Source organism: Gardnerella sp. DNF00109, assembly GCF_049262845.1.
GTDB classification, from domain to species: domain Bacteria; phylum Actinomycetota; class Actinomycetes; order Actinomycetales; family Bifidobacteriaceae; genus Bifidobacterium; species Bifidobacterium vaginale.
On sequence record NZ_CP058406.1, the window covers coordinates 107,607 to 125,805 of the forward strand.

Below are 18,199 nucleotides of genomic sequence, written 5' to 3' on the forward strand. Positions count from 1 at the left end.
ATAAGAAAGAAGGAATAATGAATAATCATACTATTGGTAAAGCAACTCTTATTGTTGGTGTGCTTAGTGCGCTTCTTATGTTTAATGCGTGTGGAGGAATAGGCAACAATAATGCGAGTGGTATGGGTGGCGCGCGCTCGCAAAATAGTTCGCCGAGAGAGATTGTTGATTTTGCTCATATAGAGAAGGAATATCAGGAATCTGTGGCAAAGCTTAGTTGGCCTGAAAAATATAAAGCTCCTGCAAACTTGGTTGGAGAAGAAAAAGACGCTCAGTTCCAGAGTGGATATGGTGATACGCAAGCATCTAATTATTATCAGTGTGCTTGGGAACGGCAATGGTTAGACACGTATGCTAGTGATGAACAAGCGGCAAGTAAAGCTTTGCATGAGCTTGAAAAAGTGCCTAGCATGCCGTTTATGGGTCCAGATCGTTGTGATGATGCAACGCGAAACTTTTTCAAAGAGCACATGCGTAAAGCAAAACTAGGAGATCCGTCAGGATTCCAACAGGATGTGCAAACTAATTGTCCTGTGATGTAATTGCATTTGTATAGCTTTATTGTGCTTACGCGCTAAATAGCTTGTTATATGCTTCTTTTTACCCATGTTGATGGTGTCCAATAATCTTTGGTAAGCATTGATGGGTATGTTTGTTTACGAGCTTGAATAATCCATAAGGCTATACCTGTTGAAACAAGTATTACGCCAGCTGCAATCATTATGAATAATGATGAATTTAGATTTCCCCATGCTAGTACGCTTGCATACCCTACGATAATGCCGCATTGCTCCATAATAGAAGTAAAAGTAGTAGTCGCGCCGAGAATGTGTGTCGGTATGCCATCGAGAAGAGCTGTTTGCCCATAGACAATAGTTGCGTCAAAAATAATACCTGCAATGAAAGCAGAGCAAAGAAAAAGAGCAATCCAATTATTAAGTGCGAAAATAAGTAAAGGAATAGAAAGGAATCCAGGTAATAAAATAGAGTATAAAATCTCATAATGCAGCACAATATATTTGCATAATAGCGAACCTACAATCATGCCAATGTTAAATATGCTGACTATTGATCCCCACGTGGATGCCGAATGAAAAAGCGTGAGACAATGGTGTGCTCCCATTAGTCTGAATGCAGCAAGCCATGAGCCTGATTGTAATGCTGATACTACTCCTAAGACTATTAACCATGGTGTAGATTTCATATAGTGTAAAGAAGCTGCAAAACCAGCAGTTTTATTGCTTCCTGTCTTCGTATTGTTTGAGCTATTTTGTGCTTGCTGGTTTAGATTAACTAACAGTAGAGGTAACGCCGCTAATATCATCACAATAGCAATGCTCGTAAAGAAAATGAGCGGATTACATATATCAACAAATATGCCAGTAATCGCTGGTGCAGCAAGCCTGCTGAGATTAATCAACATACGCATGCTTGCTAAAAATTTGGTTTTTTCGCCAGTTGGCGCGCTATATGCCATTAATACTTTTTGATTAGGCGAAGAAAATGCAGTAAAGAATCCGAATATTATGCCGAGTAGTGTAACCGTAATAGCAATAAGATTATGCTGTGCTACTAAAGCGAAACCGTATCCAGTACACAACAAGGCAAAACAAAACGTTAGCGCTATAAACAATCTAGTTGGTGGATATTTATCTGCGATAATGCCGCCAAGCGGTGCTGCTATGCAGGTCATAAGTGCTACGGACACCGCGTTAAGTGCTGCGTGAGATAAGTCGACATGTATTAAAAGATATAGGCTTACGCCAAATCTACAGCTCGTTAAAAGAAAAGCATTAAGCGATAAAACGGCAATAATAAGAGTCGTGCGAATCCGTGCCGCAGCGTTCATTTCCTTCTCTTTTTTCTTTCTTTCATGTTATGAATGTCTTTCATATTCTGAATGATATATGCCTCTTGATATACACCTTTTTCTGGACTGTGAGTGAAATGAGTGTTTTATTGCAGTGTTTTACTCTTAACTACTCTTAACTGTGCTGAGCCCTACTCTCGTATGGCTTTGTTGGGTTTTCTTTGTGTTTATTGTGGTGTTTTACTCCGAAATGCTCCGAAATGTATTTACTTTTGCGCTTTGTTGTTTGTGTCGTGATTCGAATTGCTGCAGTTTGCAAACAAGATATATAACTACTGGCGATGGTAGGAGAGGAAGCTGGAGAGTTTGCTCATTGCGTCGCGAAGCGTTTGCAAGCGCGGCAAGTAGATAACGTGTAATTATTTTAAGGGATTGACGTTTGTTTAACAATGTAGTAAATTGATTTACAAGAGTTTAGCATTGCAGTTCAAAGGAGACTGAAATGGAAAGAATACCTAAAGGTAAAAAGTTCCAATTTAAGGCATTGCTTGATGACAAACAGTGGGTATCTAAAGATAATGTCTTCGGAGTTGGAGGGGAGGAGGTAGAAACAAGCGTGCATTTTTGATTTGGTGTCTGTGTGAACATGACATGTAGATTTATATGAGCCAGTGTTTGCGGCAATTAAAAAACTGTTTGCTTGTTATGTAGTCATACAACAAAGAATAAAAAAATTACTAGTTTGTTTTCTGATGCTTTAGAGAATAGTTCGTCACCCATTTTCTAAATGCAAAATGAGTGCAAGTTAACATATGCAGATAAAAAGAAGGTTACAATGAAGAAACTTACAAAAATATGTGCATTAATCGGTGCTGCTGCAATGATTATTAGCGCAGGTGCGTGTGGTAGTGCAAAATCATCCGACGCTAATGGCTCAACACAGCTTACCATTTGGCATTATTGGGATGGCGCTAATGCCGATACCTTTGATGCAATGGTGAAGGATTTTAATGCTTCGCATAAAAATATTAAGATTAAGACTGCGAGCGTCCCGAACTCTGATTTTATGACGAAGCTTCGTGCATCGGCTTCGTCGAAGAGCTTGCCAGATATTTCTATAAGTGATTTGGTATGGGTGCCACAGATTGCAAAAATGGGCAATTTGACTGATCTTTCTAAGGTTATTAGCTCGAAAACGCTCGATGATGTGACTCCTGCATTGATTGACTATGGTCATATTGACGGCAAACAAGTTTCTGTGCCAGTTACTGCCAATAATCTTGCGTACATGTACAACAAGGACGTTTATAAAGCAGCTGGGTTAGATCCTAACAAACCACCACAAACATGGGATGAGTTGAAGAAAGTTGCAAAGACGATCAAGGAAAAGACAGGCAAGCCAGGGTATGATTTGCTTACTCAAGCAGGAGATAACGGCGAAGGTTTAACTTGGAACTTCCAGGTCAACTTGTGGCAAGCTGGCGGCGAATTCTTGACAAAGGATAATTCTAAGGCTGCATTCAATACGCCAGAAGGCAAGAAGGCTATGAACTTCTGGGTGGATCTTATCAAGAGCGGCGTGAGCCCATATGCTAAGTGGGGCGAATTTGAAAAGGGCAAGGGTGGTTCTGCTCAGGAAGGTAGCTGGATGGTTGGCATCTGGGCGCCAGATCCACCATTTGATTTCGGTGTAGCAAAAGCCCCTCATCCAAAGGATGGCAAGGAAGCAACTAATCTCGGTGGTGAACAAGCAATCGTCTTCCATAATTCTGACGCTCGTGCTAAAGCTGCTGGCGAATTCTTGAACTGGTTCTTGCAGCCAGAACAGGTGATCAAGTGGTCGCAAAAGACTGGCATGCTTCCTGTAACGAAGAGTGTTGCAAAGTCTGATAAGTATTTGGATTGGGTTAAGAAGGAACAGCCTCGTTTAATTCCGTTTGTGGAACAAATGGAGATTGCTCATACACGTCCAAATACGCCATTGTATCCAAAAATTTCCTTTGAATTTGCAAAGGCTGTGGAGAAGGCTTTCGCTGGAGAGCAGAGTGTTGACGAAGCGCTTGCGAATGCTGAAAAGGCAGTTAACGACGTGATTGCCAAAGGCTGATTGCATAAATACTGCGCCGATAGCTGGGTCAAAGGAAATGAAGTTGACTCAGCTATCGGGGTTCTTTGCATCAAGGAGTATGTAATGAAAAAACGTCATTTTCTCAAGTCTGCGCACAGGCACTACCAGAAAGATCAAGTAATATGTGCTGCGGTATTCTTGTTGCCAGCAGTGCTTATTATTGGTGGTTTCGTGCTGTACCCTGTGTTGTCTGCTGTATATATTTCACTAACATCGTGGGATGGATTCTCTCCAGAAAAGAAATTTATTGGCTTGGGAAACTATGTTCGTCTTTTCCAAGATCCTGAGTTTTTCAATAGCTTAATGGTAACGGTTATTTATGCTGCTGGTGTATGTGTATTAAGTGTGCTGACTGGATTGTTGCTCGCGCTTTTGCTTGATGCGCCTATACGAGGTAGGAGTATTTATCGTAGTATTTACTTCCTTCCAGTGGTTACATCTTCTGTGGCTGCAGCCATTGTGTGGAAATATATGCTCGATCCTTCTGGATTCGTGAACAGTGTGTTGATGAAATTCAATATACACGGACCAGATTGGTTACAAAATCGTTGGCTTGCGCTTATTGCATTAATTCTTTTGACCGTGTGGAAAAATATTGGTTTTAACGCTATTTTGTATTTAACTGCGTTACAAGCATTGCCAAAAAGCGTGTATGAAGCAGCTGCATTAGATGGAGCTACTGGGTGGCAAAAATTATGGAAGATTACTTTCCCATTGCTATCTCCAATGACGTTTTTTGTAGTAGTTCAGGCATTAGTAACGAGCTTCCAATCCTTCGACCTTGCATACATGCTCACTGGTGGCGGTCCTCGCGGAGGCACGGAAGTGCTTGGCATGATGATGTATCGTGATGCGTTCAAGCTCGGTGATTTTGGCTATGGAACAGCAATAGCGTTCATTACGCTTGCGCTAGTGCTAGGCGTGACGATGATTCAATGGAAAGTTTCTGGAGCACAAGGAGAAGAATAATGAAGTCATCATTATGGTCGCGTTTGGCGCGTCATGCGATTCTGATTTTAGGTTCAGCAACAGTAATCATTCCATTTTTGTGGATGTTCACTACTTCTTTGCAAATGCGTGCTGAAACATACACGAATACTTCAATTTTTCCTACATCATGGCATTGGGAAAACTATATTCACGCTTGGCAAGCGGCGCCGTTTGCGCAATATTATTGGAATACGCTATTGATGACGGTAGGAATTGTTGTAGGACATTTAATATTTGATGCCTTTGCCGCCTACGCTTTTGCGCGATTAGAATTTCCTTTGAAGAAAACAATATTCATTCTGCTGCTTTCTGCATTGATGATTCCTAATTTTGTGATTGTTATTCCGTCTTATGAGATAGTCGCTAATTTGGGATGGGTTGATACGCTGTATGCTTTGATTGTTCCTAGACTTGCAGATGTGTTTGGCATTATTTTACTTCGCCAATATTTTGCAACAATTCCTCGAGAGCTTGATGAGGCAGCGCGCATTGACGGTTGTGGCAGGTTTGGAATATTCTTCAAAGTAATCGTTCCATTGTCGTCCCCAGCGTTTGCGACGCTTGGTATTTTTAGTTTTCTCTTTGCGTGGAATGATTTCCTTTGGCCGTTATTGGTTACGAATACGGATGAAACTCGTACAATTCAGATTGGTTTAGCATCCTTCGTAGGGCGTTACGGAACCTCTTGGAATTATTTGATGGCAGGAACTTTGACTGCAACAATACCAAGTATTATTGTGTTCCTTTTCTTCCAACGTGCGCTTGTTAGAGGAATTGCCAATACTGGTATGAAAGATTAGAAATTGTAGAAAAATTAAGGATGGGGTTTATTATGTCTATACCACAGTGGTTGCCTGATGCAAGATTTTATCAGATTTTTCCTGATCGTTTCTATCGTTGTGAAGGCTACGGTATGCTAACTGAAGGTCATGTGCCGCTTGATCCATGGGATGCTGAGCCTACGCGTGAGAATTTCTTAGGTGGTAATATTGCTGGAATTACAGAAAAACTTGATTATATTCATGATTTAGGTTGCAATGCGCTCTATTTGAATCCAATTTTTTCTGCTGCAACAAATCATCGTTATGACGCAAACGATTATTTTAAAATCGATCCACTTTTAGGAACTCTTGAAGATTTCCATACATTGGTAGATGAAGCGCATAAGCGGAATATACGTATAGTACTTGATGCAGTTTTAAATCATTGTGGTAAAACTCATTGGATGTTTCAAGATGTTGTTAAAAATGAAGAGAATTCAGAATATGTTAATTATTTTTCAGTGAAAAACTTTCCAGTTAAGTCATTGCCTGTGCCTAATTATAAAACCTGTTCTGGTTGTGAATATCTACCGAAGTGGAATGTGTTTAATCCAAAGGTGCGTGAGCATCATTTTAATGTTGCGAGATATTGGATTGATCAAGGTATCGACGGTTATCGTCTTGATGTTCCATATTTTATTTATCCAGAATTTTGGCAGGATTTTAGGCAAGTTGTTAAATCAAAAAATTCAGAATTATGTTTGATAGCTGAAGAATGGAGAGACCCTGCTCAATGGTTGCAAGGAGACACTACCGATAGCACAATGAATTATACTCTGCGTGATTTAGTTTTAGGTTTTACTGCAACAAAGCGATTCAATGCATACGATTTTGTTAACGGTATTAACCGTCTGCAGGAGCGCATACCGTATGGATATCACCATGGGATGATGAATTTGTTGGGTAGTCACGATACTGAGCGTGTTTTAACTGCGCATCAAAATAATACTGAGGATTGCATAACTGCCTACTGTTGCATGTTTGCCTGCGAAGGTGCTCCGATGATTTATTACGGTGATGAACTTGGTATGGTTGGCGATAATGATCCAGGGTGCCGTTCTGGCATGCAGTGGGATAGTCTTGATACAAATGCTGAAATATTCCGTACAATTGTTCAATTAAATGCATTGCGACGTGATCATATTGCGTTGCGAAGGGGTACGCAAAGTTGTTACGCTGTTGATGGAGATACTGTCATTATTTCGCGAGAGCATAAGGAAGAATCTCTTTTGATGATTATTTCACGTAGTAGTTTATTAGAGTATAATTCATCGAAGCTACCTCAACAATTGCAAAATCATAATTGGCGAATTATAAATGGTGTAACTGTTGGAGATAGTTGGCGCCCTAATAAAGATAATTCTATGATCGTATTGCAGGCTCAACAGTAAAAATAATGTAGAAGTAAGAAGTGTGAAGCATGGGAAAGAAAATTACAATGCAGGATATTGCTGATGCAGCGCGTGTCTCTAAATCTGCTGTCTCCTTTGCGTATAATACTCCTGATCGCTTATCGTCAGAAACTGTAGAACACATATTTTCAGTTGCAAAGGAACTAGGATATGTGCGTAATCCTGTTGCTTATATGCTGCGAACTCAAAAGACAAATAGTTTGGGATTGTTACTACCACAGCAATTAGGGCGAGTGCTAGAAAACCCATACTATTCGGAATTTATTCAGGGTATTGGGCAAATCTGTGAGCGAGAGGGATTGACGCTTCTTTTAGTGCCTCCACTTCGTAATTCTATGTTAAAAGCAATTCCTTATGCTGCCGTTGACGGTTTTATAGTAACTGGTTTAGAAGAAGATCGTGGTGAAGTTGAAGCGCTTATGCAGCAAGGAAAGCCATTTGTGATTGTTGACAGTGAAGTACATAGCCAGGCTCCGAGTATCAATATTGATGAGACGCGCGCTATGAAAGAATTAACTGAGCATCTTATTTCATTAGGTCATCGCAATTTTGTGGTGATTTCTCCAGAATCAGGCAATGATGATGGGTATCTTTCTTGGCATGGAACAATTCGTCGCCGTATTGATGGTGTGGTTTCTGCTTTAGAAGAGAATGGAATAGCTCCACTGGTCGATAAGAAAAATGTTATTGAAGTGCCATGTACTCGTACTGGAGGAGAAGAAGCTTTTGCACAAATAAAACAAAATAATTCTGTATTACCAACTGCATTCATCTGTTTTAGTGATGTTATTGCGTTTGGAGTAATGGACGCTGCTAGACAGTCTGGTTTACAAATTCCACGCGATATTTCTGTTACAGGATTTGATGATATAGATGAGTCTGCATGTAGTAACCCACCGTTGACAACAGTTAAACAGCCTGTCACAACTAAAGGACGTTTAGCTGCTGAATATATAGTAGAGACTTTGAATGCTGGGTATGAACGAGCATCATCCCGTCACGTATGCCTACCTATTACTGTGCTGCTGCGTGAGTCAATTGGCCCAGCAGCATCTATACGAGAATAGGCTGTGTAGTAAATACTTTGATTCCTTCCTCCTATGAAAAATATAGTGCCACGTTAAGTTTTTTTTAGCGTGGCACTATATGCATAATTTCTTGAATAGGGTCAGAATTAATCGTAATTTTTTGTTTATGCAAAAATTATGATTTCTACTGGCGATAGTAGGAGAGGAAGCTGGAGAGTTTGCCCATTGCATCGCGAAGCGTTTGCAAGCGCGGCAAGTAGACTACGCGGAAGTAGCCTGGAGTCTGCCAATTAAAGCCTTTGCCGTGCACAATCAGCAACTTTTGGTCGCGCAGCAAATCAAGCGCAAACTGTTCGTCGTCGTGAATGTTGTAGCGAGCAGAATCGAGTTTTACAAACATGTAGAAAGCAGCATCTGGTCGCTCGACGCTTACGCCATCCATCTCCTGAAGTGCGTTATAGCAATACTCGCGCTGCTCATACACGCGTCCGCCCGGCTCCAAATACTTCTCAACGCTTTGGTATCCGCCTAAAGCAGTCTGAATAATAGATTGCGCAGGAACGTTCGAGCACAAGCGCATATTAGACAGCATGTTAAGCCCCATAATGTAGTCGCGAGCTTTGGATTTATCTCCCGAAAGGCTCATCCAACCAATACGGAAGCCAGCAATCATATGCGACTTAGAAAGTCCGCTAAAAGTTACGCAGAACACGTCTGGAGCAAGAGAAGCAATCGAAACATGTTTTTTGCCGTCCATAACAAGACGATCGTAAATCTCGTCCGCAAAAATAATCAGATTAAACTCGCGCGCAATCTTAACAATCTCTTCCAAAACTTCGCGACTATACAGCACGCCTGTAGGATTATTCGGGTTAATAATCACGATTGCTTTAGTACGAGGTGTGATTTTAGAGCGAATATCGGCAATATCTGGGTACCAATGCGACTTTTCGTCACACATGTAGTGCACAGGAGTGCCGCCAGCCAAGCTCGCGCACGCAGTCCACAACGGGTAGTCTGGGCTTGGTATAAGAATCTCGTCGCCGCAATCAAGCAACGCTTGCATAGAAAGATTAATCAGCTCGGAAACGCCGTTTCCAGTGTAAATATCTTCCATTTGCACGCCTGGAATGCCCTTAAGTTGATCGTATTGCATAATCGCCTTGCGTGCGGAGAAAAGTCCACGACTATCCGAGTAGCCTTCGCAGTCAATAAGCTGCTGTTGCATGTCGTAAATCACTTCGTCTGGAGCGCGGAATCCAAAAGGCGCAGGATTTCCAATGTTGAGCTTTAAAATATGCGTTCCGTTTGCTTCCATGCGGTTTGCTTCTTCTACAACAGGGCCGCGAACGTCGTAGAGCACGTGCTCAAGTTTGGTGGATTTGTTGAAGTTTCTATGTTTGAGTGTTTCGGAAAGCTCATCTTCTGTTAATGGGTGATTTTCCTCGTGCTGCTCGCTGCAGTCTGCTTGCGCCTTTTGCGCGGTTTTTGCGCAAGAATGCCCACCTTTGATTCCGTAGTCGCTAATTTCAAGAATTTGTGCAAGCATATCTCGCACGTCTTTGCGTGGCTCAGTTTTACCGCTTAAATACTGGCTTAACTGGCTTTTGCCAAGCTTATGGCCGCTTTTTGCTGCAAGATCGATTACATCAATCTGCTTATATCCTTTGATTTTCATGGCCTTTTTAAGGTCGTTTGCAAAATTCTGTGCCATAATCCGTCTTTCTTATAGAAGCTTATAAAATCAGCATTCTTAAATTGAACAAACTTACAACAAAGTTCAAAATAGAAGCTATAAATTGAACTTTGAGGCGATTAAAAGACAATTTTACGCATAAAAAAGCATTTTGCAAGCCTAGAATTGAATTTATTTTGAATTTTGACAGAACCGTGCGAACAATTATGAACTTTTTGAATCTATGTTGAACTTTTGAATAAATAGACAATTTTTTAGATTTATTTTAGATTACTTTGAATTACTCAAATTGTTTTACCATTTTCTTATATTTCGCGCGGTTGCCATGTTTCGATAAGCTGGAAAAATATGGCAAATAAGCAAGGGGAGTTATAGCAGTATGCCAATTTTTGAGCTAATTCTGTACATAATGGCAGTTGTGGTTCTGTCATCATTCTTGGAGCGTTTTATACCAAGAGTTTCAGTGCCGCTCGTACAGATAGCTATGGGTATTATTGCTGCAGAATTGCCATTTTTTCCAAACGCATCTTTAGATCCAAATATGTTTATGGTCGTTATAGTTGCGCCACTTATATACTTTGAGTCTAGAGAAATCAATAAGCTAGCTCTGCTGTCTTCCTTCAAATATTCAGCCACGCTAGCTATTGGATTAGTTTTAGCCACAATGATTGTTGTTGGCATTCTATTGCCTGCAATATGGCCGTTTGTGCCAATTACGGCAGCTCTTGTGTTGGGTGCTGCATTAGGTCCAACGGATGCCGTGGCAGTAAGCGCTTTAAGTCACGAAGTGTCGCTTACGCGCAAACAATTTAGCGTTCTTCAAGGCGAATCATTATTTAATGACGCATCTGGAATAGTAGGATTCCAATTTGCAGTGTTGGTAGCATCCTCAGGAGTTTTCGACATTGTTCCAGCATTAAGCAGTTTTACAACAAAATTCTTTGGTGGAATAGCAGTAGGCGCGTTAGTAGGTTTTGCTGCAAACTGGCTTTTTGAAAAAATCAGGTCACTAGGTTGGGAAACTACGAAAACTAGAATATTAATGGAATTATTCCTACCATTTTTGCTATACATGGGTGCAGAAGACCTTGAAACTTCGGGAATGCTTGCGCTAGTTACTGCAGGATTGCTTACAAAATTCGATCGTTCTGGAGTAGGTCCTAATGTTTCGCGAACGAATATAGTGGCAAACAGTGTTTGGAGCGTTCTATCTTTTGGGCTTAATGGTGCTGTTTTTGTACTTTTGGGAATCGCGCTTCCAAAAGTAGTAAGTTCAAGTTGGAATGATCGTGGAATTAACAATCTTATTCTAGTGGCGATTATTTGCGTAACTTTAGTTGCCATTATAGGCGTTCGATTCTTGTGGATGGTTATTATGATTCGCCTTGCAAGGCGATCTAAAGCAAATAGGCAAGATGTAGATTGGCTAAAGTCAGCCATAATAATGACATTAGGTGGAGCAAAAGGAACTTTAACATTAGCGCTGATGTTTACGCTTCCAATTAGCTTCTCGCTTAGAAATGAATTGATTTTTATTGCTGGAGTGGTGATAGTAGTAACGCTTTTGCTAGCTAACTTTATTCTTCCCTTAATATCTCCTAAAGATAACAATCATGAGCTAGAAGCGGTTACGCCAATAATCATAGAAGTTTTGCGGAGAACCGTTGAAGAGCTTACGCTTAACGTTACGCAGGACAGCACTAAAAGTGATGATTATGAAGCGCGAGGCGCTGTGTTATCTGTGATTGATTCCTACACGGAACGAATCAATAGGCTAAAACAAAATGTAAATAAGAGTGATTCAAAAGACTACTTGTTATTACGTGTAGATGCTCTAAATTGGGAAAAGGACTATATAAAACAAAGGCTTAAAGAACTTAAACAAGATAGTATAAATAAATCTCATAATTTAGAGACAGAAGCATGCGAGAGGCTTTTGGATCAGATAATGAATTCTTTAAGACATATTCACACAGGGGAACAATCACAATCTATAATGTGGCATTTGCGTGGACGATTTAGGGCTGCTCAGCGAAGAGTAGTAACAGTTGTAAGACGAACAAGTAATATGATTCGCCGAACGACTCCGCTTCTTAGAGAAGACATGATTTTTGTGCGCGTTCGGCAGATTCATATTGACGTTATACATAGCGTTGTTAAACGCTTGTATCAGGAAATGCATAAGGAAACATATAATACGGAGCATTGTTCAACGCTTTTGCGTGAATATAGGGCTAATGAGGCGCTTCTTAGATCTAGGCCAAATGTTGCTATGAGCGTAAAAATGATTGAGAGAATTGATGATGTTAAGCGTGAAAGCTATGCGATTGAGCTTAGGATTATTCACGAGATGTATGAGGCGGGTGACATTACGCGTGCACAAGAGCGGCAGTTGCGAAACAACGTTTATGTTATGAATGTTGATGCTAATGCAGATGTGTAAGTTTTGTGTTAAATGCAGCTTTGTATTGCGTTTGTATTAACTTTACGGCGTGCTGTGTCGTTCGCGCGGTCTAAGCGCGCGAACGACTTCGCCGCGCAGAAGCAGTGCTTCTGCTTTGAGCGGCTCAGCGAATCGAGGTGATTTCTCGCGCATTATGCAGCTCGAAATCGTCGATTCGCACGCGGTCTAAGCGCGCTATTCCTCGCGGCTATTAGTAGCCGCTCGGCTGATTTGGCACATAAAGTCCACCGGACTTTATGTTTGAGCCAAATCACGCTTTGAAGGAGCTTGAAATGCGTTATGCAATTTCAAGCTCAGTCAAAGCGCAATCGAACTACATAAAGTTGCGAATCAACGCAGTTTGTTGCGGTGATACTATGGGTTACATGTATTTCTTTACTCCGCGCAGATGTGAATCTACCCAAAAAATAATGTATGCCAATAAAGGGCAGGCTCTTATGGCAGCGGATAAAAGCCTTAGAGAGCGCGGAGCAAGATTATGGGTTTATAAATGCGATTATTGCGGAAGTTGGCATTTAACGCATTCAAATCCTGCAATTCGTAAGTATTGCGATATGCGCTCGCGATTTGAAACAACCAAACCTAAGTCTAGAAAACGCGGATATAAGCCGCGTTTTCGTTAAATAATTAATGCTAAATAATTAACACTAAAAATCAGCAAATCAATAAATCAATACTTAAAAGTAAATCCTTGCGCATTAAGCTGCGATTCGCAACTATGGTTTTTGGCGCCAGAATCTACAGCAAGCTTTGCGATTTGTGCGCTGAACGCGTCTACTGGTTTGCTAGCATTTCGCAAATCGTAGTATTTATGCACTCTTTCATCGAATTCTGCAAGTTTTTCAAGCAAAACATCATCGCTGATAGGGTATTCATTTTCAAAGAATTGCATGCTCGAGTCCATGCGCGGCTTTAGCTCTGGGCTTTGGTCTGGCTCGCCAATCGCAAGCCCAAGTACTGGATACGTGTATTTTGGCAACTTCAAAAGTTCAATTAAATCGGGAATGTTGTTCAAAATTGAACCAAGGATTACGTATCCGAGCCCAAGTGATTCTGCAGCTGTTTCCATAGCGTGCAGTGCAAGAATTGCATCGTTCTGCGACTGTGAGAACCTGTATCCTGTTTTAAGCGTAAAATCGTTTCCGTCTGCATCAATGCCATTTTTGCGCGCTATAGCAGCATTTCTGTGCTGATCAATAATAAAAACATACAAAAGTGGCGCTGTGGCTATATAAGTTTGATTTCCAAGTTCGGAAAGCTTTTTCTTAAGGCTTACGCTTGTGATTTTAATCGCGGACCAGTCGTTTAAAAACTGACTACAAGCTGCGCGCTGTGCTGCTGCTTCCAACGTTTTTACAATATTTTCGCTAATCGGCTCGTTTTTAAAAGCGCGTATAGATCTGCGATTTAGAAGTGTCTGAATTGTTTTATTTTCTTCAATCTGTTTATTGTTGTTTTGATCGTTATTTTGTTGCAACTCTGTCATTTTATTTCCTTAAAATTATGCTATTTAAAAATATTTATGCTATTTGGGCTACTTAAAATACTTGTTTTTCTTGTTATTTTCTGCGACTTTGCCTTTTCTTAATTGCAGATAGTACCGCGCGATTTGTGTATCTACCTGCAACTGTTGTTAAGATTGCGCTAAAAATCGCAAGCCCGATGTTCATGAGCAAAGAATCTTCTTGTTTATTTTGCGCGATTTTGTGCATTTTATTGTTTTTTACGTAATGCTTCCATACGATTTCTGCGACTTTACCTACGACCATTGTAACGATTGCAGGGATTGCAGATTTTGCAATCATATCTAACAAAGTGTCAGGATTTTTAAGTCTTTTTTGTCTTAATGCAATAGCTTTATCGTTAACCTTGTTTAAACGCTTAATTGTAAGATTTGAAGCGCTGCGGGTTGCGCTGCGAGACGCATTATGAGTCGCACTATAATCTGCATGCGCGTTGGAAGATTCGGTATAAAATTGACCAGAAGAGTCTTGTCGTGAATCGTGCTGCGAATCATATCGTGAATCATATCGTGAATCATTTTGGGTTAACGTCATATTTTTATGTTAATGGTAGCGAAATACCAATTAGTAATTGACATGTAAAAGTGTTATAAAAGTGTTATAAAAGCGAGCGAACATGGCAGTGGAGCCAGTTTGTATGTAATGGGTTTAGATTTGCGCTAAGGCACCAAGCGCAGATTTTCGACTTGTTGGCGGTGCTTAAGGCGGAGTGGATTTATGCTGAACAGTATTGACGTTGACGTTAATGGTGGTTCATTTAGCGGAGATTCGTATGAGATTCAAGATGTTCCAGCAACTTGTGGCGGAGCTCCAGAGGGAAGACTTGTTCTTTTGCGTCACGGACAAACTGTTTGGAGCGAATCAGGTCAGCATACAGGTAGAACGGATATACCGCTTACTCAAATTGGTTGTTCGCAAGCAGTTTATGCTGGTGAGCGCATTCGACAAGCATTTCCTAAGGGTTTTGATGCAGACTGCCAGTTTGTAAGCCCTCTTGTTCGCGCTCGGCAAACAGCTCAACTAGCAGGTTTTACACATTGCACGCCGCTAGAATACGCAGCTGAATGGGATTATGGGTGTGCAGAAGGGCGAACTAGAAAAGATGTCTCCGCGTTAAGCGGAGTAGAATCATGGGATGTTTGGCGAGATGGTCCTAAGGCTCTTCCAGAGTTTATGTCGGATTCTTGTGAAGAGTCTCTTCCGAGTGGTGAAACGGTGAAAGTAGTACGCTGCAATGGGGAAAGTCTGCAGGATGTTTCTGATAGAACGCAAAAAATAATCGACTCTGTTTTGCCAAAGCTTAAAAGCGGCAAGGATGTGATTATTGTTGCGCACGCGCATGTTCTTAGAATTTTAGCTATGAGATGGTTAGGCGTTGATGCGTCTCAAGCGCGGTTGCTGCGACTAGACACCGCCCACTACAGCGCTCTTGGAACTTATAAGGGAGATCGTGTAATCGTTCGCTGGAATTGTTGATTTGTGATTGTTGCAGATTGTGCGACACGCCATCATATCAACACTGCTATCGTTTGCAATATCTTTGCATTTGAGGCATAATAAAAATTGTCGAAAAGGGCACCTAGGGGTGCGGCGGCTCATAGTAGGGTCGACGGCATAGGAGAAAGGTTCGATGATGAATCGTACAATTAAGTCAACAATTGCACTTGTAGCTTGCTCCGCGATGGCATTCGGTGCGCTCGCTGCATGTGGTTCCAGCTCTTCGGATTCTTCCGATAAGGGTAAGGTTTACTTCCTTAACTTCAAGCCAGAATCTGCTGATCAGTGGAAGGAAGTTGCTAAGGAATATACCAAGAAGACTGGTATTCCTGTAAAGGTCCAGAACGCTGCTTCTGGCACATATGAGCAGTCTCTTAAGAGTGAAATCAGCAAGGGTGATGAAGCCCCTACACTCTTCCAGGTGAATGGTCCTGTTGGATATGCATCTTGGAAGGATTACACTGCAGATCTTAAGGATACGGAGCTTTACAAGCAGCTTCAGAACAAGGATATTGCTCTTAAGGACGGAGATAAGGTTGTTGGTGTTCCATACGCAATGGAAACTTACGGCTTGATTTACAACAAGTCTTTGTTAAAGAAGTACACTGAGCTTAAGGATGCAAAGGTAAAGTCTGCTGAAGAGATTAATTCCTTCGATAAGCTTAAGGCTGTTGCTGACGACATTCAGGCTCGTAAGAGTGAACTTGGTGTTGATGGTGCTTTCACTTCTGCTGGTTTCGATTCCAGCTCTGATTGGCGCTTTAAGACTCACCTTGCAAACATTCCTCTGTACTATGAGTTCAAGGCAGACAAGGTAACTAAGCAGCCAGCAAAGATCAAGGGCACGTTCCTTGACGGATACAAGAAGATCTTTGATCTTTACATTACTGATTCCACCACTCCTGCAACTCAGCTCAGCTCTAAGACTGGTGAGGATGCAAACTCTGAGTTCTCGCTTGGCAAGGCTGTGTTCTATCAGAATGGTACTTGGGCTTGGACCGACCTGCAGAAGGCTGGCATGAAGGCTGAAGACCTTGGCATGCTCCCAATCTACATTGGTGCTAAGGGCGAAGAAAAGCAGGGCTTGGCTACTGGCTCCGAGAACTACTGGTGCATTAACGATAAGACTTCGGATGCAAACAAGAAGGCAACTAAGGACTTCTTGAAGTGGGTTCTTACCTCTGATTATGGCAAGGAAGCTATGTCTAAGAAGATGGGCTTCACCACTCCATTCAAGAGCTTTGCTGATATGAAGTCTGAGAATCCTTTGACTGCTGCTGCTGTTGAAGATGCTCAGTCTGGTAAGACTCCTGTAAGCTGGAACTTCACTATGATGCCATCTGACAACTGGAAGAACGATCTTGGCTCCGCTTTGCTTGAGTATGCTCAGGGCACTGGCAAGTGGGATAAGGTTAAGAGCGCCTTCGTTGACAATTGGGCTAAGGAAGTTGCTCAGACTCACGAAGATCAGGATTAATCTGAATATTGATTATTTGGCTTAAACTTGATTACAAATTAAAGTCATAATTTAAGGACATAATTTAAAACGATAATTTAAGATTGGGCTGTTGATGTAATTGCATTAGCACAGTGCATTAATAGCCTACTAAAAGAGCTTCAAGCCTTATCGGTTTGAAGCTCTTTTGTTTGAATTTAGGCTGAATTTTGTTTGAATCTATTCTGATATTTAAATAGTATTTTAAGATTGTATTTAAGATGGTACTTGAACTAAGCTACGTCAAGTTGAGATGTACTAGAGCGCACAATTAACTGTGCTGGAATCGTAATGTATCGGCGACTTTCATCTAAATAATCTCCATTAATTAAAGATAAAGTCATTTTTGCAGCATCCACTGCCATGCTTACAGGGTCTTGTCTGATAGTTGTAAGTCCTGTTTCTCTAGCGTAGAAGCTGTCGTCAAAACCGATAATTGAAAGATTACCTGGTGTGCTGTATCCGCTTCTAGAAAGCTGGAACATTAAAGGTATTGCTATTCCGTCTTCTTGGCATGCGATTGCGGTAGGCATACTACTGTTGCTTAAAAGCGATGAAACTATTGAACTTATGCGGTCTAAACCTTCTGGAGCTACGATTTCTGTAGGAGTAATATTGTTAATCTTGCATTCGTCAATAAACGAATGATAACGTTGTAAAACGCTGAAATGAAGGGAAACATCGCGATTTGTGCGAATATAAGCTATGTTTTTATGACCTAATCCAATAAGGTGGCGAGCCATAAGCCTCGCGCCCTGATCGTCATCAATATTAATTGTTGCGTCAAAATCGCAATCCATAGGATATAAGCAGTTTATGCCTAAAACTGGTACGCCAGTTGCCTTTAATGAAGCAACTTCCGACTTATTTACGTCAAATGAGCAAACTATTACAGCATCCGCATTTCTTCGAGTTGGTAGCATATCAAAGAATTCTGCGCGCTCTTGGCTGCTTGATATTTGGAAAATTGATAGATCGTAGCCTGCTGGGTGAAGAACCTGATTCAATCCTTGCATTATGGATGCGCTAAACCACAGGCGAATGCTGTCGCTCATTAGTAGTGCGACTCTTAGAGTTCTGCCAGATTTTAAAGCGGCTGCAGAACGAGATATTGAGAAGTTTAGTTTTTCTGCAATAGCCAACACTTTGTCGCGAGTTATTGCGGAAACTAAGTTTGGTCGTGTAAATGAGCGTGAAACAGTAGATACTGATACGTGAGCTTCGTTGGCAACATCTTGAATATTAGCCGGCATGTGAACTCCTTTATTCGCACAACATCAATATCTTCATCAATATTTTTATTAATGTCTTCATTAATATCATTCAATCATCTTC

At 41.2% G+C, this 18,199-nt stretch carries 16 protein-coding genes; 11 read left to right on the forward strand and 5 right to left on the reverse strand.

Annotation, left to right across the window (positions count from 1 at the left end; translation table 11 throughout):
• Positions 1-17 precede the first annotated feature (17 nt).
• Positions 18-542, forward strand: coding sequence for a hypothetical protein (locus HXT20_RS00435; RefSeq protein WP_004113747.1), 525 nt, complete (start codon positions 18-20; stop codon positions 540-542).
• A gap of 44 nt (positions 543-586) precedes the next feature.
• Here the strand turns inward: HXT20_RS00435 and HXT20_RS00440 are convergent, their stop codons facing one another.
• On the reverse strand, positions 587-1,849 hold the full coding sequence (locus HXT20_RS00440) for an MFS transporter (RefSeq protein ID WP_422114352.1): 1,263 nt from the start codon (positions 1,847-1,849) through the stop codon (positions 587-589).
• Positions 1,850-2,312: 463 nt separating this feature from the next.
• Between HXT20_RS00440 and HXT20_RS00445 the strand changes: the two genes are divergently transcribed.
• The 6 genes from HXT20_RS00445 (at position 2,313) to HXT20_RS00470 (ending at position 8,228) form a co-directional block, all read left to right on the forward strand.
• Positions 2,313-2,438 (forward strand): hypothetical protein, encoded by a 126-nt coding sequence (locus HXT20_RS00445; RefSeq protein ID WP_004112878.1) that lies wholly within the window; start codon positions 2,313-2,315, stop codon positions 2,436-2,438.
• 207 nt (positions 2,439-2,645) lie between these two features.
• Positions 2,646-3,917, forward strand: coding sequence for an ABC transporter substrate-binding protein (locus tag HXT20_RS00450; RefSeq protein WP_004113753.1), 1,272 nt, complete (start codon positions 2,646-2,648; stop codon positions 3,915-3,917).
• Between the two features lie 84 nt (positions 3,918-4,001).
• Entirely contained in the window at positions 4,002-4,907 is a 906-nt protein-coding gene (locus HXT20_RS00455; RefSeq protein ID WP_004118115.1) for a carbohydrate ABC transporter permease, read from the forward strand.
• Positions 4,907-5,728: a carbohydrate ABC transporter permease gene (locus tag HXT20_RS00460; protein WP_004112888.1), complete on the forward strand. Its 822-nt coding sequence runs from the start codon at positions 4,907-4,909 to the stop codon at positions 5,726-5,728. The genes HXT20_RS00455 and HXT20_RS00460 overlap by 1 nt, the downstream gene beginning before the upstream one ends.
• 32 nt (positions 5,729-5,760) lie before the next feature.
• Entirely contained in the window at positions 5,761-7,140 is a 1,380-nt protein-coding gene (locus HXT20_RS00465; protein ID WP_180965005.1) for a glycoside hydrolase family 13 protein, read from the forward strand.
• Positions 7,141-7,169: 29 nt separating this feature from the next.
• Positions 7,170-8,228: a LacI family DNA-binding transcriptional regulator gene (locus HXT20_RS00470; RefSeq protein ID WP_004113759.1), complete on the forward strand. Its 1,059-nt coding sequence runs from the start codon at positions 7,170-7,172 to the stop codon at positions 8,226-8,228.
• 145 nt (positions 8,229-8,373) lie between these two features.
• Here HXT20_RS00470 and HXT20_RS00475 read toward each other — a convergent pair whose 3' ends face one another.
• The gene (locus HXT20_RS00475; protein ID WP_081264633.1) at positions 8,374-9,903 is read right to left on the reverse strand and encodes an aminotransferase class I/II-fold pyridoxal phosphate-dependent enzyme; all 1,530 of its coding nucleotides are present in this window, start codon (positions 9,901-9,903) and stop codon (positions 8,374-8,376) included.
• Positions 9,904-10,264: 361 nt separating this feature from the next.
• Between HXT20_RS00475 and HXT20_RS00480 the strand changes: the two genes are divergently transcribed.
• Together HXT20_RS00480 and HXT20_RS00485 are read left to right on the forward strand one after the other, a co-directional pair.
• Complete coding sequence (locus HXT20_RS00480; protein WP_415706748.1) at positions 10,265-12,328, forward strand: cation:proton antiporter; 2,064 nt, start codon at positions 10,265-10,267, stop codon at positions 12,326-12,328.
• A gap of 377 nt (positions 12,329-12,705) precedes the next feature.
• Positions 12,706-12,972 carry a hypothetical protein gene (locus tag HXT20_RS00485; protein ID WP_081264679.1) on the forward strand — a complete coding sequence of 89 codons (267 nt, stop codon included), beginning with the start codon at positions 12,706-12,708 and terminating at the stop codon, positions 12,970-12,972.
• Between the two features lie 47 nt (positions 12,973-13,019).
• Here the strand turns inward: HXT20_RS00485 and HXT20_RS00490 are convergent, their stop codons facing one another.
• Positions 13,020-13,835, reverse strand: a complete 816-nt coding sequence (locus HXT20_RS00490; protein ID WP_422114353.1) for a nitroreductase family protein — start codon at positions 13,833-13,835, stop codon at positions 13,020-13,022.
• Positions 13,836-13,908: 73 nt separating this feature from the next.
• Entirely contained in the window at positions 13,909-14,406 is a 498-nt protein-coding gene (locus HXT20_RS00495; RefSeq protein WP_415706749.1) for a hypothetical protein, read from the reverse strand.
• A 183-nt stretch (positions 14,407-14,589) separates the two neighbouring features.
• On the opposite strand from HXT20_RS00495, the gene HXT20_RS00500 reads away from it, so the two are divergent.
• On the forward strand, positions 14,590-15,348 hold the full coding sequence (locus tag HXT20_RS00500; RefSeq protein WP_004113771.1) for a histidine phosphatase family protein: 759 nt from the start codon (positions 14,590-14,592) through the stop codon (positions 15,346-15,348).
• Positions 15,349-15,502: 154 nt separating this feature from the next.
• Positions 15,503-16,846 (forward strand): ABC transporter substrate-binding protein, encoded by a 1,344-nt coding sequence (locus HXT20_RS00505; RefSeq protein ID WP_013399402.1) that lies wholly within the window; start codon positions 15,503-15,505, stop codon positions 16,844-16,846.
• A 251-nt stretch (positions 16,847-17,097) separates the two neighbouring features.
• Here HXT20_RS00505 and HXT20_RS00510 read toward each other — a convergent pair whose 3' ends face one another.
• On the reverse strand, positions 17,098-18,117 hold the full coding sequence (locus HXT20_RS00510; RefSeq protein WP_415706750.1) for a LacI family DNA-binding transcriptional regulator: 1,020 nt from the start codon (positions 18,115-18,117) through the stop codon (positions 17,098-17,100).
• Positions 18,118-18,199 lie beyond the last annotated feature (82 nt).

Bases quoted from the DNA above. Each gene is read 5' to 3' on its own strand.
- HXT20_RS00435 (WP_004113747.1), top strand. From the start codon at position 18: ATGAATAATCATACTATTGGTAAAGCAACTCTTATTGTTGGTGTGCTT.
- HXT20_RS00460 (WP_004112888.1), top strand. From the start codon at position 4,907: ATGAAGTCATCATTATGGTCGCGTTTGGCGCGTCATGCGATTCTGATT.
- HXT20_RS00455 (WP_004118115.1), top strand. From the start codon at position 4,002: ATGAAAAAACGTCATTTTCTCAAGTCTGCGCACAGGCACTACCAGAAA.
- HXT20_RS00475 (WP_081264633.1), bottom strand. From the start codon at position 9,903: ATGGCACAGAATTTTGCAAACGACCTTAAAAAGGCCATGAAAATCAAA.
- HXT20_RS00465 (WP_180965005.1), top strand. From the start codon at position 5,761: ATGTCTATACCACAGTGGTTGCCTGATGCAAGATTTTATCAGATTTTT.
- HXT20_RS00490 (WP_422114353.1), bottom strand. From the start codon at position 13,835: ATGACAGAGTTGCAACAAAATAACGATCAAAACAACAATAAACAGATT.
- HXT20_RS00480 (WP_415706748.1), top strand. From the start codon at position 10,265: ATGCCAATTTTTGAGCTAATTCTGTACATAATGGCAGTTGTGGTTCTG.
- HXT20_RS00510 (WP_415706750.1), bottom strand. From the start codon at position 18,117: ATGCCGGCTAATATTCAAGATGTTGCCAACGAAGCTCACGTATCAGTA.
- HXT20_RS00450 (WP_004113753.1), top strand. From the start codon at position 2,646: ATGAAGAAACTTACAAAAATATGTGCATTAATCGGTGCTGCTGCAATG.
- HXT20_RS00445 (WP_004112878.1), top strand. From the start codon at position 2,313: ATGGAAAGAATACCTAAAGGTAAAAAGTTCCAATTTAAGGCATTGCTT.
- HXT20_RS00440 (WP_422114352.1), bottom strand. From the start codon at position 1,849: ATGAACGCTGCGGCACGGATTCGCACGACTCTTATTATTGCCGTTTTA.
- HXT20_RS00485 (WP_081264679.1), top strand. From the start codon at position 12,706: ATGGGTTACATGTATTTCTTTACTCCGCGCAGATGTGAATCTACCCAA.
- HXT20_RS00500 (WP_004113771.1), top strand. From the start codon at position 14,590: ATGCTGAACAGTATTGACGTTGACGTTAATGGTGGTTCATTTAGCGGA.
- HXT20_RS00495 (WP_415706749.1), bottom strand. From the start codon at position 14,406: ATGACGTTAACCCAAAATGATTCACGATATGATTCACGATATGATTCG.
- HXT20_RS00470 (WP_004113759.1), top strand. From the start codon at position 7,170: ATGGGAAAGAAAATTACAATGCAGGATATTGCTGATGCAGCGCGTGTC.
- HXT20_RS00505 (WP_013399402.1), top strand. From the start codon at position 15,503: ATGATGAATCGTACAATTAAGTCAACAATTGCACTTGTAGCTTGCTCC.